This is a genomic window from Paenibacillus woosongensis (genome assembly GCF_030122845.1).
In the GTDB taxonomy this organism is placed as follows: Bacteria; Bacillota; Bacilli; order Paenibacillales; family Paenibacillaceae; genus Fontibacillus; species Fontibacillus woosongensis_A.
In genome coordinates this window covers 2,317,363-2,336,961 of the sequence record NZ_CP126084.1, presented here as the reverse complement: position 1 = coordinate 2,336,961, position 19,599 = coordinate 2,317,363, and the positions used below count along the sequence as shown (strand labels likewise).

25 protein-coding genes and 2 pseudogenes are annotated in these 19,599 nt (G+C 51.2%); 5 read left to right on the top strand and 22 right to left on the bottom strand.

Annotated elements, in window-relative coordinates; genetic code table 11:
* Nucleotides 1-16: 16 nt before the first annotated feature.
* The 8 genes from acpP to QNH46_RS10600 form a co-directional block, all read right to left on the bottom strand.
* Nucleotides 17-250, bottom strand: coding sequence for an acyl carrier protein (gene acpP / locus QNH46_RS10635; protein WP_019638123.1), 234 nt, complete (start codon nucleotides 248-250; stop codon nucleotides 17-19).
* Nucleotides 251-318: 68 nt separating this feature from the next.
* Nucleotides 319-1,068, bottom strand: coding sequence for a 3-oxoacyl-[acyl-carrier-protein] reductase (fabG, locus tag QNH46_RS10630; protein WP_155608917.1), 750 nt, complete (start codon nucleotides 1,066-1,068; stop codon nucleotides 319-321).
* A gap of 61 nt (nucleotides 1,069-1,129) precedes the next feature.
* Nucleotides 1,130-2,065, bottom strand: a complete 936-nt coding sequence (fabD, locus tag QNH46_RS10625) for an ACP S-malonyltransferase (RefSeq protein WP_283928067.1) — start codon at nucleotides 2,063-2,065, stop codon at nucleotides 1,130-1,132.
* 82 nt (nucleotides 2,066-2,147) lie between these two features.
* The gene (locus tag QNH46_RS10620; protein ID WP_213588653.1) at nucleotides 2,148-3,137 is read right to left on the bottom strand and encodes a beta-ketoacyl-ACP synthase III; all 990 of its coding nucleotides are present in this window, start codon (nucleotides 3,135-3,137) and stop codon (nucleotides 2,148-2,150) included.
* On the bottom strand, nucleotides 3,134-4,138 hold the full coding sequence (gene plsX / locus QNH46_RS10615; RefSeq protein ID WP_283928066.1) for a phosphate acyltransferase PlsX: 1,005 nt from the start codon (nucleotides 4,136-4,138) through the stop codon (nucleotides 3,134-3,136). Before plsX ends, QNH46_RS10620 begins: the two co-directional genes overlap by 4 nt.
* Nucleotides 4,122-4,718, bottom strand: coding sequence for a transcription factor FapR (gene fapR / locus QNH46_RS10610; RefSeq protein ID WP_055108504.1), 597 nt, complete (start codon nucleotides 4,716-4,718; stop codon nucleotides 4,122-4,124). The genes plsX and fapR overlap by 17 nt, the downstream gene beginning before the upstream one ends.
* Before the next feature lie 200 nt (nucleotides 4,719-4,918).
* Nucleotides 4,919-5,092 (bottom strand): 50S ribosomal protein L32, encoded by a 174-nt coding sequence (rpmF, locus tag QNH46_RS10605; protein WP_055108505.1) that lies wholly within the window; start codon nucleotides 5,090-5,092, stop codon nucleotides 4,919-4,921.
* A 52-nt stretch (nucleotides 5,093-5,144) separates the two neighbouring features.
* Complete coding sequence (locus QNH46_RS10600) at nucleotides 5,145-5,663, bottom strand: YceD family protein (RefSeq protein ID WP_283928065.1); 519 nt, start codon at nucleotides 5,661-5,663, stop codon at nucleotides 5,145-5,147.
* Between the two features lie 348 nt (nucleotides 5,664-6,011).
* Between QNH46_RS10600 and QNH46_RS24590 the strand changes: the two are divergent.
* Nucleotides 6,012-6,338: pseudogene (locus QNH46_RS24590) on the top strand (nucleotidyltransferase family protein); the annotation flags it as partial.
* Nucleotides 6,248-7,210: a nucleotidyltransferase family protein gene (locus tag QNH46_RS10595; RefSeq protein ID WP_430691929.1), complete on the top strand. Its 963-nt coding sequence runs from the start codon at nucleotides 6,248-6,250 to the stop codon at nucleotides 7,208-7,210. The pseudogene QNH46_RS24590 and the gene QNH46_RS10595, both read left to right, overlap by 91 nt.
* Here QNH46_RS10595 and QNH46_RS10590 read toward each other — a convergent pair whose 3' ends face one another.
* Nucleotides 7,211-8,248, bottom strand: a complete 1,038-nt coding sequence (locus QNH46_RS10590; protein ID WP_283928064.1) for a SepM family pheromone-processing serine protease — start codon at nucleotides 8,246-8,248, stop codon at nucleotides 7,211-7,213.
* A 113-nt stretch (nucleotides 8,249-8,361) separates the two neighbouring features.
* Between QNH46_RS10590 and QNH46_RS10585 the strand changes: the two genes are divergently transcribed.
* The gene (locus tag QNH46_RS10585; protein WP_283928063.1) at nucleotides 8,362-9,612 is read left to right on the top strand and encodes a nucleoside recognition domain-containing protein; all 1,251 of its coding nucleotides are present in this window, start codon (nucleotides 8,362-8,364) and stop codon (nucleotides 9,610-9,612) included.
* Between the two features lie 35 nt (nucleotides 9,613-9,647).
* On the opposite strand, the gene coaD is transcribed toward QNH46_RS10585, so the two are convergent.
* The 9 genes and pseudogenes from coaD to QNH46_RS10540 form a co-directional block, all read right to left on the bottom strand.
* Nucleotides 9,648-10,160, bottom strand: coding sequence for a pantetheine-phosphate adenylyltransferase (coaD, locus tag QNH46_RS10580; protein ID WP_283928062.1), 513 nt, complete (start codon nucleotides 10,158-10,160; stop codon nucleotides 9,648-9,650).
* Entirely contained in the window at nucleotides 10,144-10,761 is a 618-nt protein-coding gene (gene rsmD, locus QNH46_RS10575; RefSeq protein WP_283928061.1) for a 16S rRNA (guanine(966)-N(2))-methyltransferase RsmD, read from the bottom strand. The genes coaD and rsmD overlap by 17 nt, the downstream gene beginning before the upstream one ends.
* A 106-nt stretch (nucleotides 10,762-10,867) precedes the next feature.
* The gene (locus QNH46_RS10570; protein WP_283928060.1) at nucleotides 10,868-11,050 is read right to left on the bottom strand and encodes a hypothetical protein; all 183 of its coding nucleotides are present in this window, start codon (nucleotides 11,048-11,050) and stop codon (nucleotides 10,868-10,870) included.
* A 154-nt stretch (nucleotides 11,051-11,204) separates the two neighbouring features.
* A complete protein-coding gene (locus QNH46_RS10565; protein ID WP_283928059.1) occupies nucleotides 11,205-12,785 on the bottom strand; it encodes a hypothetical protein in 1,581 nt (526 codons plus the stop codon).
* A gap of 102 nt (nucleotides 12,786-12,887) precedes the next feature.
* Nucleotides 12,888-13,151: a hypothetical protein gene (locus QNH46_RS10560; protein WP_283928058.1), complete on the bottom strand. Its 264-nt coding sequence runs from the start codon at nucleotides 13,149-13,151 to the stop codon at nucleotides 12,888-12,890.
* A 44-nt stretch (nucleotides 13,152-13,195) separates the two neighbouring features.
* Nucleotides 13,196-13,384, bottom strand: a complete 189-nt coding sequence (locus QNH46_RS10555; RefSeq protein WP_283928057.1) for a hypothetical protein — start codon at nucleotides 13,382-13,384, stop codon at nucleotides 13,196-13,198.
* A 146-nt stretch (nucleotides 13,385-13,530) separates the two neighbouring features.
* Nucleotides 13,531-13,626 carry a dihydroorotate dehydrogenase gene (locus QNH46_RS10550; RefSeq protein ID WP_155608945.1) on the bottom strand — a complete coding sequence of 32 codons (96 nt, stop codon included), beginning with the start codon at nucleotides 13,624-13,626 and terminating at the stop codon, nucleotides 13,531-13,533.
* 83 nt (nucleotides 13,627-13,709) lie between these two features.
* On the bottom strand, nucleotides 13,710-13,871 hold the full coding sequence (locus QNH46_RS10545) for a hypothetical protein (protein WP_283928056.1): 162 nt from the start codon (nucleotides 13,869-13,871) through the stop codon (nucleotides 13,710-13,712).
* 190 nt (nucleotides 13,872-14,061) lie between these two features.
* A pseudogene (locus QNH46_RS10540) lies at nucleotides 14,062-14,663 on the bottom strand (2,3-bisphosphoglycerate-dependent phosphoglycerate mutase); the annotation flags it as partial.
* A gap of 105 nt (nucleotides 14,664-14,768) precedes the next feature.
* On the opposite strand from QNH46_RS10540, the gene QNH46_RS10535 reads away from it, so the two are divergent.
* The gene (locus QNH46_RS10535; protein ID WP_283928055.1) at nucleotides 14,769-15,287 is read left to right on the top strand and encodes a hypothetical protein; all 519 of its coding nucleotides are present in this window, start codon (nucleotides 14,769-14,771) and stop codon (nucleotides 15,285-15,287) included.
* Between the two features lie 137 nt (nucleotides 15,288-15,424).
* A complete protein-coding gene (locus QNH46_RS10530) occupies nucleotides 15,425-16,096 on the top strand; it encodes a tetratricopeptide repeat protein (protein WP_283928054.1) in 672 nt (223 codons plus the stop codon).
* 103 nt (nucleotides 16,097-16,199) lie between these two features.
* On the opposite strand, the gene QNH46_RS10525 is transcribed toward QNH46_RS10530, so the two are convergent.
* From QNH46_RS10525 to bcbE, 4 genes are all read right to left on the bottom strand, one after another.
* A complete protein-coding gene (locus QNH46_RS10525) occupies nucleotides 16,200-16,640 on the bottom strand; it encodes a GNAT family N-acetyltransferase (protein WP_283928053.1) in 441 nt (146 codons plus the stop codon).
* 17 nt (nucleotides 16,641-16,657) lie between these two features.
* Complete coding sequence (gene rpiA / locus QNH46_RS10520; RefSeq protein ID WP_283928052.1) at nucleotides 16,658-17,329, bottom strand: ribose-5-phosphate isomerase RpiA; 672 nt, start codon at nucleotides 17,327-17,329, stop codon at nucleotides 16,658-16,660.
* A 134-nt stretch (nucleotides 17,330-17,463) separates the two neighbouring features.
* Nucleotides 17,464-18,144, bottom strand: a complete 681-nt coding sequence (locus QNH46_RS10515; RefSeq protein WP_283928051.1) for a thioredoxin domain-containing protein — start codon at nucleotides 18,142-18,144, stop codon at nucleotides 17,464-17,466.
* A 142-nt stretch (nucleotides 18,145-18,286) separates the two neighbouring features.
* Complete coding sequence (gene bcbE / locus QNH46_RS10510) at nucleotides 18,287-19,531, bottom strand: bacillibactin exporter BcbE (RefSeq protein ID WP_283928050.1); 1,245 nt, start codon at nucleotides 19,529-19,531, stop codon at nucleotides 18,287-18,289.
* Between the last annotated feature and the right edge of the window lie 68 nt (nucleotides 19,532-19,599).

Below are 19,599 nucleotides of genomic sequence, written 5' to 3'. Positions count from 1 at the left end.
GGGACTTTGAATGACATTAGGTATGAGATTGTATGTAGTTTACAACTTCACCTACGGTCGTAATCTTCTCAGCATCTTCATCTGAAATTTCCAAATCGAATTCATCTTCGAGTTCCATGACCAATTCGACTACATCCAGCGAATCAGCACCCAGGTCATCTTTGAAAGACGCTTCAAGCGTCACTTCAGCTTCATCTGCGCCGAGGCGATCCACTACAATGCGTTTTACGCGCTCCAATACATCGGACATCCGGTTCACCTCCTCCTTCGTATTATACGAAAATTAAAATCAAAATGCCATAGAAGCGAGACTCGAAATCACATATACATCCCGCCGTCTACATGCAGAGTCTGCCCCGTCATATATGACGCTGCGTCGGAAGCCAGGAATACCGCGACTTTCGCGATTTCTTCCGGCTGCCCAAGACGTGCGAGCGGAATATCGCTGAGCAGATTCTGCCGCAAATCTTCCGGCAGCTGATCTGTCATATCCGTCGCAATGAATCCCGGAGCAATGCAGTTCACCGTAATGTTCCGGCTAGCCAGCTCGCGGGCGGACGATTTCGTAAGGCCAATTACACCCGCCTTGGCCGCCACGTAGTTGGCCTGTCCGGCATTTCCTAGCACGCCCACTACAGACGAAATGTTGATAATACGGCCCGAGCGCTGCTTCATCATTGGACGGGTAACCGCTTTGATGCCGTTGAATACGCCTTTGAGATTCGTCTCGATGACGGCGTCGAACTCTTCTTCTTTCATCCGCATAATTAGATTATCTCTAGTAATTCCAGCGTTATTCACCAGAATATCGATTCGGCCCCACGTATCCAAGGTCTGCTTGACGATCGCCTCGAATTGAGCGCTATCCCCGACATGCCCTTTGACAGCGAACGCCTGAACGCCGAGAGCCTCGATTTCGGCGACGACGCGAGCCGCCGCTTCCTCATTGCCCGCATAATTGACGGCCACGTTTGCCCCTGCTTCCGCAAGCGCCAGCGCAATAGCGCGTCCAATGCCGCGAGAGGCCCCCGTAACCAGAGCTGCCTGACCACTAAGCAATTTCGTCATTGTACTCTCTCCTTTCCTAGGATATACTGAGCCGTTACAGTACTGGACCGCCTATCGCAAGCTACAGCAGCGCGGCTGCCGTCTGCTCCAAGCTCTCCAGGCTATTCACGTTATACGTTGTTACGCCTCGGTTAATTTTCTTGATCAGCCCGGTTAATACGCTGCCGGGGCCGATTTCCACGAAGGTATCTACGCCCTGCTCGATCAGCCAAGCAACGCTGTCCTCCCATAGAACCGGCGAATATACCTGCTCTACAAGCAAATGGGAGATCTCTTCTCCGCGCTGAACCGCAGTGGCCGTAACATTGGCAACAACGGGGATCGAAGCATCAACGATCGAGATCTGCTCCAGCTTGCCGGCCAGTTTCTCCGCTGCCGATTTCATGAGCGACGAGTGGAACGGGCCGCTAACTTCGAGCGGAATCGCCCGCTTGGCGCCAATTTCCTTGACACGCTGGACGACGGCATCTACGCCTGCTTTGCTGCCGGAAACTACGATTTGGCCCGGGCAATTGACGTTCGCCAGCTCAACCAGGCTTCCGCCAGCTGTAATGTCAGCGCATAAGGCGGCTAGTGCCTCGCGCTCCCCGCCAAGCACTGCAGCCATTGCGCCTTGGCCGCCTGGAACGGCTTGCTCCATGAACTCGCCCCGCGCCCGTACGGTTGCGACGGCGTCGCTGAAGCTGAGCGCTCCAGCTGCCGTAAGCGCGCTGTATTCCCCGAGACTGTGTCCCGCTACGAAGTCCGGCTTGATTCCTTTCGCCGCAAGAGCCTGATATAACGCTGCGCTAGTCGTCAGCAGCGCAGGCTGCGTATTTGCCGTCTGCTTCAATTCCGTATCCGGGCCTTCAAAAATAAGGCGAGTCAACGGAAAGCCAAGAATCTCATCCGCCTGCTCGAACAGCTGCCGGGATTCCGGCACAGATTCATAGATGTCCTGACCCATTCCTACGCTTTGCGAACCTTGACCCGGAAATACAAATGCCAGCTTACCCATAAATTCGTCAGCACTCCTTCACTCTATAAAAAGCATGCAAAGAACGTAGTTACGCTCTATCGCATCATAATCCATAGTATGATTACCAGACAAGCACGGATGCGCCCCAAGTGAGGCCGCCGCCAAAACCTACGAGAAGCAAGGTGTCGCCTTCCTTCACACGGCCTTCCTCCACAGCTTCCACAAGTGCAAGAGGAATCGATGCCGCCGAGGTATTCGCATATTTATCCACGTTTATGACGCATTTCTCCTCCGGTAGATCAAGCCGCTGCATAGCGGATTGAATAATGCGGATGTTCGCCTGATGCGGAACGAACAGATCGATTTCGCTCTTGTCCTTGCCGGCTTTGCGGAGCACTTCCTCCGTCGCCGTTCCCATGACGCGAACGGCAAATTTGAACACTTCCCGGCCGTTCATGTAAATGAAATGCTTGCCGCTGCGTACCGTCTCTTCAGACGCCGGGCAGCGCGATCCGCCGCCTTCAAGCTTGAGCAGCTCTCCCCCCGCTCCTTCGGCTCCCAGATCAAAAGACAGGAAACCTCTGCCTTCCGGAACCTCGCCGAGCACAACCGCTCCGGCCCCGTCGCCGAACAAGACGCAGGTGTTGCGATCCGTGTAGTCTGTTATGCGAGATAAGGCATCCGCCCCAATAATCAGGGCATTGTTGTACATCCCGGTCTGAATGAAGCCGTTGGCCGTAGCGAGGCTGTACACAAATCCGGAGCAGGCCGCGGACAAATCAAAAGCTGCCGCTTTCTTCGCTCCGAGCTTCTCCTGCAAAATGCAGGCTGTGGACGGAAACGTCATATCCGGTGTGATCGTCGCCACAATGATCAATTCGATATCTTCAGCGGCGAGTCCTGCCGATTTCAAAGCCTGGACAGCCGCCTCGTAAGCCAAATCCGAAGTCGCCTGATCCGGAGCCGCAATGTGACGCTCGCGGATTCCCGTCCGCGAAACGATCCATTCGTCGTTCGTCTCTACCATCGTCTCCAGTTCGGCGTTCGTTAACACCCGTTCAGGCACGTATTTACCTGTTCCGATAATGCCTACTGAACGTGATTTCATCATTCTACCACTCGCTTCCCGCTGATTTCCTGTGCTATGCTCTCCGTCAGTCGACTCTGAATTGCTGTTCTGGCCTGCCTTACCGCATTCTTGATCGCTTCGCCATCGGAGGAACCATGCCCCTTAACCACAAGTCCGCTGAGACCAAGGAGCGGAGCTCCGCCGTGTTCCTTGTAGTCGAGCGTCTTCTTCATTCCCCGAAGAGAAGGCATTAACATGGCAGCGGCCAGTTTGTTCTTCAGCGATTTGGAGAACTCCTGCTTCAAAATCGAGAATATCGTACCCGCCGTGCCTTCCAGCGACTTCAGCAAAATATTGCCCGCGAACCCGTCGCAAACCAGCACATCGCAAGCGCCCGTCAGAATATCGCGAGCCTCTACATTGCCGACGAAATGAATTGGAAGCTGCTGAATGAGCGGATAAGCCGCCTTCGTCAGCTCATTGCCCTTCATTTCCTCTGTGCCGACATTCAGGAGGCCGACGCGCGGACGGCTGATGCCATGCACCTTCTCCCGGTAAATGCTGCCCATCAGGGCGTACTGAGCCAGATGCTCCGGCTTCGCGTCCATGTTGGCGCCCAGATCAAGCGCCAGCACCCCCCGCTCGTCCACCGTCGGAATCATCGGAGCCAGCGCCGGGCGCTCGATTCCGTCCATCCGTCCTACGACGAGCAGACCCGTCGTCATCAGCGCGCCCGTGTTGCCAGCGGAGATCATCGCTTCGGCTTCGCCTTCGCGCACAAGCCGGCCCGCCACGACCATAGAGGCGTCTTTCTTGCGGCGCACCGCGCGCACAGGCTCATCATCCGCCTCAATGACCTCTGAAGCATGATGAATATTCAAATTGGCAGGCACAGCCGAATCCTTCAGCAGCGGTTCGAGCTGCGCCTGGTCACCGACGAGAATAATTTCGATATCATTCCATTCCTTGGCTGCGGCAAGGGCACCTTCGAGCGTACTCTTCGGCGCGTGGTCTCCACCCATGGCATCAATGGCGATTCTCATGCTGACTTCCTCCTTCGTTATTGTCCTCTACCGCGGAACGGTAAATGACGAAGTTCCCTTGGAACACCATCTCTTCGCCAACGTAGGTGAACACTTCGACCTTGGCCTTGCCCTTGTTGCCGGAAACTGGACGAACATATGCTTTGGCGATGCACTTCTCGCCCAAATGAACCGGACGGATAAACCGGATATCCGCCGAGAATGTGAGCGCAATCTCATCGTTAATGACTGCTACGGCCAATGAATTGGCCTGCGCAAAAATATGATGTCCCCGCGCGATGCCCGTCCGTGAAAAGACATGTTCCTTGCTTATTTCAAAAATAGATATTCCGCTCTTATCCAACTGCAAATCGACGATTTCACCAATAACCTCATGCAGCGGCAATGAACGCACCTGGTCATAGGATCGTTCCGCCATCAGCTTCATCCGCTCGCGCAGCTCAGGAATACCGAGCTCCATCCGGTCGAGCCGGATCGTCTGGATGCTCACCTTCAGCTGCCGGGTCAGCTCCTGATCTGTGACGAAAGGATTCTCTTCGATCAGTTTGACGAGCTGCTGCTGCCTCGCCCTCTTGGGCAAACGTTCGATGGGTAACACCCCCGAGTAATCACTTTTTTTATGTAAAACGAACCTCTTCGGTTTAGAACCTGGTACTAAGATAGAGTATAAAACATCTCCCTGCAAAAATAAAGAGAATTCATAATCCGTCCTGCAATTTCCATATCCAGCAATAAAAAACAGCACTCCGTGGAGTGCTGTTTAGGAGATATTATCTGGAATTAACCTTTGATAACTTCTCTTGCTTTGTATGTTCCGCATACTTTACATACGTGGTGAGCAAGCTTCAATTCTCCGCATTGTTCACATTTTACCATGCCCGGCACAGCCAATTTGAAGTGCGTGCGGCGTTTGTCGCGGCGCGTCTTGGACGTTCTCCGTTGAGGTACTGCCATGGTTCCCACCTCCTTAATGAAGTCAACCTTATTACGGTGTCACATTGTAATCTCATTTTTTGAAAAAGTCACCTAGCGCTGCCAGCCGCGGATCGATCCGCTCGTTCTTGCAGCCGCAATCCCGTTCGTTCAAGTCCGTTCCGCAGCTGGGACAAAGTCCCATGCAGTCTTCCTTGCAAACGGCAGCATATGGAAGATTGAGAAGCAATGCCTCTTCAATATATGGATTCAAATCCACCTGATCATCGGCAATCAGCCGGATGTCATCTTCTTCTTCATTCTGCCCTTCTTCTACGGGGGTGTCAATGCGTTTGAAGGTTTCCTCAAATTCGATATCGACTTTATGCTTCAAAGGCTTAAGGCAGCGGGAGCAGGACATGTCCATTTCCGCGGACAGCGTGCCTGTCATCTCAACTACGTTCCCTTCCGCGTACACAGCTGTCAAGTCACATACAAGCGGACTCATGCCGTGAATGTCATTGCGCCCTTGGACGACATGACTCATATCCAGAGCATCATGCAGCTGCTTCGGCCCGTCGTGAGAGGCCATCTGGCGAAATCTAAAATCCATGAGTATCACTCCAAACAAACAAAAATTATTATACCGATTTTAAGTAAGTTTTGTCAACAGCAAACCGGGAAACATTAGCTGCTGTCTCACCTATATTACACATACCCGCGCAAAACGTCCATGCACATGCTGCCAGAAACGCAAATCGCGTTTTTTAGCGGCCGTTATCGGCCGTTCATAACGAAATTGCCCGGCGCAGCAAAAGCCAAAAAGCTCTATTTTCTTCAAAATGCCCTGGCGAACATGGTATAGTCATAAATTATAAGCCTGTAAAGGTGGTATGCAGCATTGAACGTCGTTGGATTAATCGTTGAATACAACCCGTTTCACAACGGGCACGCCTATCATATGGCTGAGGCGAAGCGGCTTGCCGAAGCAGAAGCGGTCGTCGCCGTCATGAGCGGCGACTTCCTGCAGCGGGGCGAGCCCGCGATCGTAAGCAAGTGGGCTCGCGCCGAAATGGCGCTGCATGCCGGCGCCGACCTCGTGCTGGAGCTGCCGGTCGCCTATGCGGCCCAGCCTGCCGAGTGGTTCGCGCACGGCGCCGCAGCGCTGCTGGATGCGACGGGCATCGTGTCGCATCTGTGCTTCGGCAGCGAGGCGGGCACGCTCGCCGAGCTGCAGCCGCTCGCCCGCCAGCTGGCGGGCGAGAGCGGCGCGCTCAAGGCGGCGATCGCGGAGGAGCTCGCCACCGGGGCGAGCTACCCTGCGGCTTACGCTGCCGCTGCCGCACGCAGCGTGGCCGCCCCGCCGGGGGCGGCCCTGGCTCCGCTGCCGGCGCAGCTGCAGCGCGAGCGCTGCTGGAGCAGCCCAACAACAGCCTTGGGCTGCACTACCTCATCGCGCTGCAGCGGCTCGGCAGCGCCCTCGCGCCGCTCACGGTGCGGCGCGAGGGCGCCGGCTACCGCGACGCCGTGCCATGCTCCGCGAGCATCGCCAGCGCCACCGCCATACGCGAGCTCATTGCGGGGGAAGGCGGCCTTAGCGCCGCCACTCCCTACATCCCGCCCTATACGGCGGAAATTCTCGCCCGGGAATTCCGCTCCGGGCGGGGCCCTGTCACTTGGGAGAGCTTCGCCGCTCCCTTGTTCCATCGCCTGCTGACGAGCTCACGGGAGACGCTGGCTGAGCATCATGAAGTGACCGAGGGCCTGGAATTCCGCATCAAAAAAATGCTGCCCCAGCTTAACCAGCTGACCGTTGAGGAGCTTCTGGAGAAGCTCAAGACCAAAAGGTATACGTACACAAAACTGCAGCGTATGCTTCTCCATATTTTGCTGCAGCACGGCAAGCTTGCGATGGCGCCGGAGGCGCTGGCCCAAGGCCCAGGATATTTACGGGTACTTGCCTTCAGCAGAAAAGGCCGCGAGCTGCTCAAACGAATGAAGGCCAGCGCATCCCTGCCTATCGTGACCAGGGCGGCCGCCTTCTCCCATCCTGGCCTGGAGCTCGACATTCAAGCTGCAGCAGCATATGCGAACGCCATGCCTATCCGGAATGATTCCGAAATATTCCGGGACTTCCGCCAGCCGCCGATCACGATCTAGTTACGTGCCCGGCGGCGTTTTTACGGGCAAATCCTGTAAATACCGCAGCGCATCCTGAACATGCTTGACCGGGACCAGCTTCATCGACGTGCCGATTTCATCCGCCTTAGCCTTGGCATCCTTATAATTCGCTTCCGGCACAAAAAATATTTCCGCCTTCTCCCGGTGAGAGGCGACGATCTTGAACTGCACCCCGCCGATCGAGCCGATTGTCCCGTCCTCGGTAATCGTTCCGGTTCCAGCGACCCGATAGCCTTTGCTAAGGTCGCCCGGGGTCAGCTGGTTATATATTTCGAGCGTAAACATGAGCCCCGCAGATGGGCCGCCGATCCGGGTGTCGGCAAATTTGACTTCCTTGCTCTTATCCGCGGGCATGACCTTGCGGATCTCGCCAACGCTTACACCGAGACCGGCCTTGGGCAGCGCCTCATCCTGCCCGATTTCGACGAGCTCCACCTGCTGGCGGATTTCTTTGCCCCCGCGGCTCAGCACGACCTCAGCCAGATCGCCTGCTTTCTTGCCCTGAAGCAGCGCCGGGAGATCCTCAAACCGCTTTACCTTATGCCCCTCAAGCTCGGAAATAATATCCCCGGATTGAAAATCCCCCTTCGGAGCAAGTATCTTGGACAAGCCCACGACGAACACGTACTCAGGCACGATTTCATATTTTACGTTCGCCAAGTTGTAGGCCGCCATAATGGCATTCGATTGCGAATTGCTCATATAGAACTGCTGCTGCGTTGCATACTCCTTTTCGTTGCGGTCCGGCTCTTTGCGTACGACCTCAGTGTGGGCTTGAAACTGCGAGGTTGCCAGCATCGCCAGATTAGCATAACTTACGGATACGGTCGTCAGCATGAACGTCCCCTTCTCCTCCGGATCCCCGGAAGGGATCGTTACCATCGGCTTGATTTCCTCCGCTGTGCCCGGCTGATTGATCATATATGGCGTAGGCATATAAACAACCACATACACCACAATGGCAAGCGTAATCAGGTATAACCCCGCTTTTATGACTGCTGATCTGGATTGACGCATCTCTTTGCTCCCTCTCTTTTCACCAAGCGGTGTAACTGATGGTCTTTCAACGGACAGACGAGCATAGACATGTACTAGCCTTTCATATGCTCATAAAGAGGTGAATTCGCCCGATGAATCACGAAAGTTCTCAAAACAGCGGCTTGCTCTCTACGATTCTGCTGGGAATGACCGCCGTCTTGCTAGTTATCTGTATTATTTATGCTCCTAGCCAAGCTTTTGAAGCTTCGAGTCAAGGGCTCGCTCTTTGGTGGAGAATCGTCTTTCCCGCCTTGCTGCCTTTTCTCGTGCTTTCGCAGATCCTCATGGCAACGGGATACGCCCACGGGCTCGGCTCATTCATCGATCCGGTCACCCGCCGGCTCCTCGGCCTGCCGGGCACGCTGGGCTGGGTGCTTCCCCTTGGCATGACTGCGGGATTTCCTGCAGCCGCGGAAGCAGCAGCCGCTTTATATAAACAAGGCAAGATCACCGCATATGAAGCGGAGAAATTGGCGAGCTTTTCGCATTACTGCAGCCCCGTGCTCATCGTCATTGTTGTAGGCACCGCTTATATGAAGCAGCCTGAACTGGGGCTGTTTCTGCTCGGCATACACTGGGCATCGGGCCTAAGCGCCGCAGTAACCATGAACTGGCTCTCCTTTGGCCTTAAGCGCAAGCAAGCAGGCACGGGCCCGGATTCAGAACATACGGGCAGCCGTTCGGCTGAATCGCGGTGGAAGCTCGCCTTGCGCCAAATTGAAGAAGCGCGGCGCGAAGACGGCCGCAGCTTCGGCAAGCTTCTTGGCGATTCTGTTGGCTCGGCCGTGCAAACATTGATGGCGACGGGCGGATATATGCTCATTTTTGCCGTCATCATACAAATCGCTTCCTCTTGGCTGGCGCCGCTCCTATCGCCATCCCTGACAGCCAAGCCGATCGCCGCCCTGCTTGAAGTGCACCTTGGATCGTACGCTTTAGCCACGACCGGCTTATCCTCTCCTCTGCCGGCAGCCCTTACAGGCGCCTTGCTCGGCTGGAGCGGGCTAAGCGCCTACTTGCAGGCACGAGCAGCGCTGAAGCCGACCGGGCTTAGCGGCGTTTTTTTTCTGATCAACCGAATCATTCACGGCATCTATGCCTATGTATTAACCCTCTTGCTTTGGAAGCCGATCGCTGTAATGATGCCGCTGCCCTTCCCCGCCAACGGCAGCCTGAACGGAACCGCAGCATGGGTACCGGGGGAAGGCCTGCCGCTGATGAAATGGAAAGTCTTCTCAAGCGTCGTCTCCTGGCAGCTGTGCATGCTCGGACTGCTGATCATGCTCGTTTTGTTTGCCGCTTTTCTATGGTCAAAGCATTTCAGGACAAAACGCACTTCCTGACAAGACCATGACACTGGCGCTGGCCTCAAGAAAATTTATGCTTTAGCAGGCTTGGACTGAAACTTAGTCTTGAGCGCCTCTTCAACTACCGGCGGCACGAGGTCTGACACATCTCCTTGGAAGGTGGCGATCTCTTTGACAACACTGGAGCTTAAATAGGAATATTTGGGGTTGGTCATCATAAAAATTGTCTCTACCTGGCTGTTCAGCTTGTGGTTGGTCGAGGCCAGCTGCAGCTCATATTCAAAGTCCGTTACGGATCTAATGCCGCGTACGATGACATGGGCTTGCTTGTAGTCCATATAGTTAACGAGCAGATCCCGGAAGCTGTCGATTTCCACGTTAGGCACATGCTGCGTCGCCTTTAGAAGAAGCTCTTTTCTCTCCTCGACCGTAAATAGAGGATTTTTGCTTGTATTGTTCAGTACGGCCACGATCAGCCTGTCGAACTGGCGGGCGGCACGCTGAATAATATCCATATGCCCTTTCGTTACCGGATCGAAGCTGCCAGGGTAGACCGCGATCCGAAGCTCATGTTGTTTCTCCATGGTGATGCTGCTCCTCCTTCTCCATCAAATCCGATTCCGCCCTGTTATCTTTATCATAGACGTAAATCGTAATTCCCGTCTCTCCATAATCTGTTTTGCGAATCGTTCTAAAACGGCCAAAATGATCCTGATATTCGAAGGAAGATTCGTACTCGAGTACGAGGATCGCCTGATCCTCCAGCAAGTTGAGCTCGTCCATTCGCTCCATCAGCTTGTCCCCATGCTTCAGCCGATACGGCGGATCGAGGAACACAAGATCAAAAGACGCCCCCCGTTTGGCCAGCGTCTTAAGTGCTCTTTCCGCGTCGTTCTTGTACACTTCCGCCTGCTCAGCGAGTCCCGCGGCCTTTAAGTTTGCTTTTACCGTTTCTACGCTTTTGTAGTCCAAATCCACGAAGATTGCTCTATCCATGCCCCGGCTCAAGGCCTCGATTCCCAGCCCGCCTGTGCCGGCGAATAAATCAAGCACAGTGCCGCCCTCGAAATAAGGGCCAATCATGCTGAATAGAGCCTCCTTGACCTTGTCTGTGGTTGGTCTAGTGCCCATGCCGGGAACAGCCTTTAGCTGCCTGCCCTTCGCGCTTCCCGAAATTACTCTCATCGATATTCACACCTTATTCGGATTACCTGTTGCCCATGCTTTTTACATGGTATGTCGATATCGTACCACAATCAATGACAGATTGAAATTTGCAAAAAAACTGCTGCTATATCAGCATGTTTTCTTGAAAGAAGACGATAGATGCTTTCTTAACAATTTTTTTATCCCCCAGGTATAAATCGAACGAACCGGGACAAACTTTAAATATCGACATCACAAATGTCGTAGACAACCGCGGAGAAGACTTACGTTTCCCCATAAGCTCTTCGTCCGGTTTCTCCTCTCCCATGATGGGCGTCCCGCGAGGGGCGCCCGGACAAAAGCCTTTGTAGCGTAGAATTCTACGAGGGTTTTTGTCCTTTTTTTTGTGGGTTGGGGACGTCAAAACCTTGAATGATCCTACAAAAAAAGTCCGAAGTTATTATTCGGACTCTTATCGGGCTCTAGGGTGCTTCCGAGTCAAATAGCTGCACTCTAAAATCGCCAGACCCTGGCATATCGTGAAATTTCAAACGCTGATCTCCAGCAACATAACTATACTCGTTCGAACCTGCTTCCGCAGGATCACCTAAGGCGACCATGCTCTGTTCCAGTACATCCTTTTTGAATTCCCCCAAAGCAATATAATGAATCGTATCGACGGCATATTCGGCTACTAGCTCCAAATTATTCTCCAGATACCATATACACACTTTTGAGTCGACCTCAAAACTTTCGTCCGGTTCACCCAAAACGGAAATAGCCTCGCTTATATTCATACCACGCGTTATGCCATGAATATAAAATAAATTATCTTTTCTAACGATCTGCAGTGGATTGTTTAATACCTTTGCTTCGATTAATTTAATAATTTCTGTATGCGTAGCATCAGGAATAAAATCACCGTTTAACAAATCCTCTGCAGCCTGCATAAGTACAGAAAGGGATTGTTGTTCGAGGGAATCACTGCTTGCAGCGATGCGTTGATTCAAGGCTGGTATGTAAGTGTTCTTGTAATAATCGGGGTAATTGGCGCTAGCAAGCACGAACTCCTCTTCATTTATGTCGAACTCGTAAACATCGTCCCAGCTTAACGTGGGTGCATGGCTATACTCAGGAAAATCCAAACTGTATGTAATGATAAATTCATTGGTACTGTTATGATCTATGTCTAAGGCTTGAGGCTCTGGAATATTGCTTACGACTATATTATTGACTCTGCCTTCTTTACCGTAAGTAATGGCGAAATCACCTTGCCCATTATTGTCGTCATATGCGGCAAATGAGGTGTCAAGAATCCCTTCCTTGACCGCTTCAGGTGTAGGAATGTGATTAACAACGTCCATCATTTCCAGCTGAACTTTCGTGGAGAAAGTAAAATTGGTTGCGTACCCCCAACCGAAAATTCCTGTCACCAGCAAACCGCCTGCAATGAATGGTAGTGAATGCTTTATTTTTTTCGCTAATTTTTGTTTTCTTAACGCTGATTCGAGCTCCCTTTTCTCTTGTAACCTTCTATCCTCCTCCATCTGTTCCTCATAAAAAGCGTTCAAACGGCGTATAATCGTTTCTTCATCGCTATATTCTGCAAGTACGTATTGTTTTAATCTATCGCACCTCCTGCATTTGGATTGAGCATTAACATTTAATCTTCCACAGACGCAAAGCCAGTGACCGTTGAGATCTTTAGCGTAGTTCTTTACATCTTCTCCATCTCGACTCTGAACAAATTCCAAAAAATTTTTATTTTCGATTTTTGTCAATTCGATCTTGATGGATTCAGAAGCGCCTTTGGACCACAATGTATTGTCTTCATATAAGATTTTCACGACGTCAACTTCAATTTTTCTGGTGTTTTGGAAGCCGGATAATAAAATCTTTTTATCCGTCGCTCGTTTCCGGTTGGGGCGCAGGCCCTCTTCATATTCGACTTTGCATTCAAGTTTGTTGGCATCGCCGCCTACCGGATCACCGAACTGATCATAGCAGTGAATAATTACTTTTAAACCCTTAACCGCTTTTGGAGATAAATTATGAAAAGTCATTAAACAATAGATCTGAGAATTTGTTTTACTCGCAAACAATTTGTAATCGATTAACTCGACTGGACAATCTAAATTTACTAGCATATGGCATGACCCTCCGAATTAATCATTTAACAATATAAGCTCATCATCTTCAGGTTCTTTATTGGATTTCATATTTAATCTGTGCAACTGCTCGATAATTTCCGATAAAGCGATGAAGAATAGTCCGGATAAAAACCCTGAGACCCAATACACAAATGTCACTAGCCATAACCTTTCATCATCGTCGTCACCAATTATAATACCTGCAATTATCCCGGCTGCTATAACCGAAAGGCCAGTCCAAAGAAGTACAACGGCGATCTTATTGTTTTTACTAAACAAAGTTCTCACCACCCCGTTACAATATTTTCTTGGTTTTAATCTGTTTAAAACAACCTTACCAGCAGAACAACAATTGCAATGACAGCTGCCAGGATCAACAAATTGCTAATTTGCCGCCAGAGCCCCAGAACACCGGTGGAATGAAGCTTTTGCTGGTCAGCGTCAAACTTAAGCTTAGCGGCGTTAGGGTTCGTATAAGCCTGAAAATTCTGATCGTGCTCATTTCCATTCATATCATATCTTCACTCCTTTTAAGAGCTTCCTTTATGGAATATTGTACCACACGCCGCCTTGTTTGCCCCTTGCGAATGCAGCGACAAACAATAATCCGCCGGGCAATGCCCGGCGGACCTGCGTTACTAATACTTCAGCTGCAAGATTAGATCCAAGCGCGGGAAACGATAACCAACAGAATGAACAGTACAAGTATTACCCCAGTTGAAGTCCACAGTCCTGCTCCTCCAATTTCGCCCATAGGGATACCTCCTTTGCCTCTGAATAATATAAATATATTCATAGGCATGGTAGGAGGTTTGGGCAAGCTGTAAAGCTGTATGCTTATCCTGCATCCGGCTTGTTGAACAATCCTCTGCGGTACATGATCGTAATTAATCGGTAGAAATCATAGCTGCCTCGCTCGGGAGACTGGATCAGCGGATGCTTCTTGTCGTAATTTACGGCGGACTTCACCGCTTCTTTGGCCCAATCCGGCGTCTTCAAATTGGCCCGCTTCTCAAGCTCCGCGATTCGATTCGCCTGCCCCTTGCAAACAATAGAAAAAGTTTCTTCCTACAGTACATGATGCTGCAAAGGGGAACGCTTGGACATCACGGCCTATTTTACTCCATAACCCGGTCAGGGTCGGCCACTTTTTCGATTTTACGTTCGATTCTCGTGTCGCTGCCCAGATATATTTCTCCACAGGTAAAAGCTGCTCATCCAGCGAATAGACGAGCGGAGTTCCTGTCGGAATGTTAACCTGCATGAGCCGCGCTCAGGTTGTCCAGATATTTGACGAGCGCCCGCAAACTGTTCCCGTGAGCAGCGATAATCACTCTTTTACCTGCCAGAATTTGCGGTTTGATCTCGCGCAGCCAATAATCTTCTACCCGCACAATTGTCTCCTTCAGGCTCTCCGTTACTGGAATGAACTGGTCCGGCACATCCTTATATTTCGAGTCGTACCTGCTGCTCCCCGTATTTCTGAGCGGTCGTCAGCTTGCTGAGGCCTTGCAGCGCTCCATAATGCCGTTCGTTTAGCTGCCATGTTTTATAAGCAGGAATCCACAGCAAATTCATCTCGTCCTGAAAAAAATACAACGTCTTGATCGCCCTTCTCAAATGAGAGGTATATGCAATATCAAAATCGAATTTATGCTCTTTCAGCAGCTTCCCCGCCTCTTTAGCTTCATCGCCCCCTTTGCTCGACAAGTCCACGTCCGTCCAGCCGGTAAATAAACTTGATTTATTCCACTCGCTCTCGCCATGCCGCACAAGCGCAAGTCTATGCATAATCTATCTCTCCTTTCCAGGTTATGTTCTATGAATATCTTAACCCTATCGGGGAAACCTAACCCTGTTTCTAATTACCATAACCTATGAGGAGGATGTACCAGCATGAATCAAAACCTAAACCATCAAATTCGTCAAATCGAACAAACCATTCAGCAATTGGAACAACAAACCCGCCAAGCCTCGGCTATGTATCAGCAGCTTCTCGAGCAGGAGCAGCAAAACGCGATGCAGCTTGAAGAAATCGCCCAACGCGAGCGTAAAACTGCTCAAACGATTCAGTCTGCACTGCAAGGTCATCAAACGGCAATGCATCAATACCAGCAAATTTCGCAGCTGGCTGGGCAGCTCGAGAACATCGTAGGTTCCGGCGTGTCCCATTTCAGCAATCCTTCCAGCTTTGGTCAATCCGGAATCGGCCAACGTTCCATTGGCGGACAGAGCTTTGGCCAGCCTAGCTTTGGACAGCAAGGCTTTGGTCAGCATAACTACGGACAGCAAAGCTACGGGCAGCAAGGCAGCTTCGGTCAAGGGAACTTCAGTTCATCCCCCTCCGGTTCTTCCATGGGCCAAATCGGACAAGTGGGACAAGGGCAAGGTTCCCAAACGCGCAGCTACCAATAATAATAAGACTCAAAAAGGCAGACCAAGAAATCTTGATCTGCCTTTTTCTATTCTTTCTCCCGCCTGCTGCCTCACCAACTACCGCTGCACATCTTTCGTGGTATAATTGGAAAATAATCTTACCCACGGAGGAGAACATGAAATTTCTAATTCTCATCATTCTTTCCTGGCTTACAGGAAATGTATTCCTTTCTTTGCTTATATTTCTGGGCATTTTGTACTTTCTGGACAGGCGCTTCGTCGGCATTTTCCCCAGCTTCACCAAGCCGTTTCGCAGAACGCGCCAAATTGCCCGCTTGAAGCAGCAGCTAACCGTTAACGCCTTTGACGTCTCTTCAAAACGGGAGCTGGCTAGGCTTCTGCTAGATCAAAGAAAGTTCAAAGAAGCCTATAATCTTCTTCAAGAAGCCAAATCCTCATCCGAATCCTCAGCAGAGTTCTGGAGTGATTTGGGCGAGGCCCAGTTGGGAATGGGCCAATTGGAAGAAGGAGAACAGCATGTTCTTCAGGCTCTAGCCATCAATGAACGCGTCAAATACGGGCAGCCCTACCTTAGCCTGGCCTTCGCCTTCCGTGAGAAAAATCCGGAAAAAGCGCTGCAGTACGCCAAGCAGTTCGGCGAACATTATTCCTCTTCCAGTGAAGCGTATTATTTGCTAGGCAGCCTATACCAGTCCTTGAACCGGACGGAAGAAGCCAAGCGCTCCTGGGAGGAAGCGATTGCGATTTACCGGTCTCTGCCCAGATACAAGAAACGCGACGAACGGAAATGGGCCTGGAGAAGCTATTTTAAAAAACTAACCCGATAATCAGAATGTCCTGGCCCTCAATTTATACTTTTCAATAGCTTCTTCATCTGAAATAGGCATACACGGAATTTCGCCCATGTATGCCTATGATTTGTTCTCCCGATTACATGAAATCTTCTTCGTTCTCTTCCGTCTCGTAAGTGCAGCGAAAATATTCCGGTCCTCCGGGATACTTCGTAAATCCGGTCACCTGAAAACCGATGCTGCGGAAGAAATCAGCGCTGTCCTCATCGGTCTCTGCCAAAACGACAGCAGGCCGTTCAAGCACCATAGCATCAAGAATGATCCCCCGGCCGTACCCCATTCCCCGGTCCTCCGGGTGAACGGCTAGATGCAGCAGCTCCAGCACGCCGTTGTCTCCGCTGCGGTAGCCGATAATGCCGATGTACTGTTCTTCTTCTTCGTAAGCAAGCAGCTTGCAATCGCTGTCCGCTGCATACTGCTTCACCGCTTGGCTCAGCTCCTCCTCATCGCCATGAACCGCATATTCAAGCAGCTCCCGAACTTCTTCGCTGGCGATTCGCGGTTTAACGTCTATAAGCATGCCAAGCACCATCCTTCCTACTTCTCAATAATCTCCGTGCGTCCGTCGTCATAGCCAATGATGACCGTGCTAGCGATGCCCACAAACAAGCCGTGCTCTACAACCCCGGTCGTTGCCTTCAGTTCATCGCTCAGCTTGCCCGGCGATTCGATCTTGCCGAAAGCCGCATCGGCGATATAGTTGCCGTTATCCGTAACATAAAGCTTGTCGCCGTTCATCCGCATTTCAATCGGCACATTATAACGGCTCTGCAGCAGGCGAAGTGTCCATTCGTAACAAAAAGGCACGATTTCAATCGGCAGCTTGAATTGCCCCAAATGTTCCACCCTCTTATTGCTGTCGGCAATAACGACGAACCGGTCGCTTTGAAGCGCTACCAGTTTCTCCCTCAGCAAAGCGCCGCCGCCACCCTTAATAAGAGCCATATCCGGGTCTGCTTCGTCCGCGCCGTCAATCGCGATATCTAACCGGTCAACTTCGGCCGCAGGAATAAGCGGAATATTATATTTAGCAGCGAGTTCTTCCGAAGCTTTGGATGTAGCGATCGCCCGAATGCGAAGCCCGGCTGCGACCATTTCGCCGATTTTCTCGATCGCGTAATATGCCGTCGATCCCGTCCCGAGTCCAACCGTCATCCCTTCCTTTACCAATTCTGCTGCACGGTAGCCCGCCGCTTGTTTTGCATTCATGGTTACCCCTCCTGGTCATGTCCCTGTCTATGATATAGCCTGTTCGATAAAAATCACGATTACATCATACCAAACTATGAGGCAAAAAAGAACAGCAAGTCCATGATGAACCTGCTGTTCCGCAATAAAAGTTCTCAGTTCTCGATCGCGGCTTGGATGCCGGAAAAAGAAGCATCTTCGACCTCTTTTCCGTTGACGAACACTGTCGGCGTTCCACTGACCTGATAATGCTCGACGATCATGAGGTCTTTTTTGACATTGGCGCTGTATGTCCGGTTGTCCAAATCCTGCTCGAATTTCTCAATGTCCGCTTCGGGAATATAGGTGCGCACCAAATCGAGAATGAACGACTTCGTTGCCCAAATGTCGTCCTTTTTTCCTTGCAGCTCGCTCATCTTCGCATGATATGTCCAGAAATATGTTTGGTTCTGCTGATACAGCGTCTCACCAGCTAATGCTGCGAGATTGGAGTCCGGCGCCAAAAAAGGATAGTCGATCATATACAATACAGCTTTGCCCGTGTCCAGGTATTCCCGCTTCAGCTCCGGAAGAACCTCCTCATTCCATCTTTTGCAGGCCGGGCATTTGTAGTCAGAAAATTCAACAACCGTTACCGGAGCGTTCCTGTCGCCGATGTAGGGCTGCTCCACTTCATTAAACCCAGCTGGACTAAATTCAACCGAAACCTGGTCGAAATCAGGAAACTCCGTTGTCGGTCTGCTATCCTTCAGGCTAGTGAAGATTACGATTGCTACAGCCAGCACAGCTATTGCACCAAGCGTTACAATGCCAAGCTGCCGATTGTTCTTCTTCATCACTATTCCCCCTCGCTTTATCATCGAATAATCATGGATTGTTCGATTGTACAAGGATTGTACACAGCTTAACGAGGCGGATATATGATAATTCTAACAATAGACAAGTCTATTTATTGATAAAATGTGAATATTTTGCATTTTAAGGCTGGTGAGCGGGACGAGGCGCTTTTTTCATTTGGCCTTGTTCATTATCTGCTTCCGGCTTGACCAGCGTCATCAGCAGAATTACCGCCACAAGCGACACGCCGGCGATCACAAAGAACAGCGTCATATGCCCTGCTTTTATGAGCAGCGATACGATCGGCGGCCCTAATGAAACACCGATGAAACGCATGCTTCCATAGATAGACGTAATTGTGCCGCGCAGGGCCTTCTCTATCCCTTCCGTGATGAGAGCATCGGAGCTCGGAAGAACTATGCCGATGCCCGCGCCGCACACGATCAGACAAGCGATAACAAAATAAATATTGTTAAAAAAGCCAATGCCAAAAAGAGCACCTGTGGACAAAACCAATCCTACAACCCCGCACCACTTCATCAACGTCTTGTCATTGCCGATTTTCTTCCCCGTAAAGTAGGCGGCAAGGCACAGCGCAGCAAGCGGGATCGCCAGCACCAGCCCCTTCAATACCCCCTCCAGTCTATGCTTGGCCTCAAGCTGCTCGGATAGGTAGAAGAGCACGCCAAACACCAGGAACATGCAAATACAGCCGATGGCAAAAATAGCGTAAAGCCAGCGCCCCTTCTCATGGAACAGCTTCTTCACCGTCTTCAAGAATTCGCCAATGGGCTTGGCCTCTTCCTTCCGTTCCGGTTCCTTAACCAGGAAAATGACGAGCAGCAGGGAAGCGAGGCACAATACAGGAATCGCCAAAAACGGCACGTACCAAATCCAGGCGCCAAGCAATGCCCCCAGAATCGGACTGAGCACCTTGCCAAACGTATTGGACGTCTCGATGATTCCAAGGCTATGACTGACCTGTTCGTCATCATCAAACATATCGCCAACAAGGGGGAGAACAATGGGAAAAGCACCCGCGGCGCCGATGCCCTGCAGCAAGCGGCCGCCCAGAATGATCCAGTAAACCGTCGTCCCCTCCGCAAACCAACTGGCCACTCCAGATAATGCACCGCCGATACCGGCGATGATCAGGCTTGGAATGATGATCACTTTCCTGCCGAATTTGTCGGAAAGGTAGCCGGCGATCGGCACGAGCAAAATCGCGACAACCGCGTATACCGTAATGAGCATGCTGACCTGGAACGATGAAACCTGCAGCTTGCGGGAAATTCGGGGCAATATCGGAATAATCATTGAACTGCCTAAAGTCATGATCAACGGTATGGAAGCTAGGGCGAACAAATCGCCTTTTTTGTTATCCATCCTTACTTGGCCACCTTTCAACACACGATATACAATGTTAGTGTGGTTGAAAAGTGAAAATATATTCG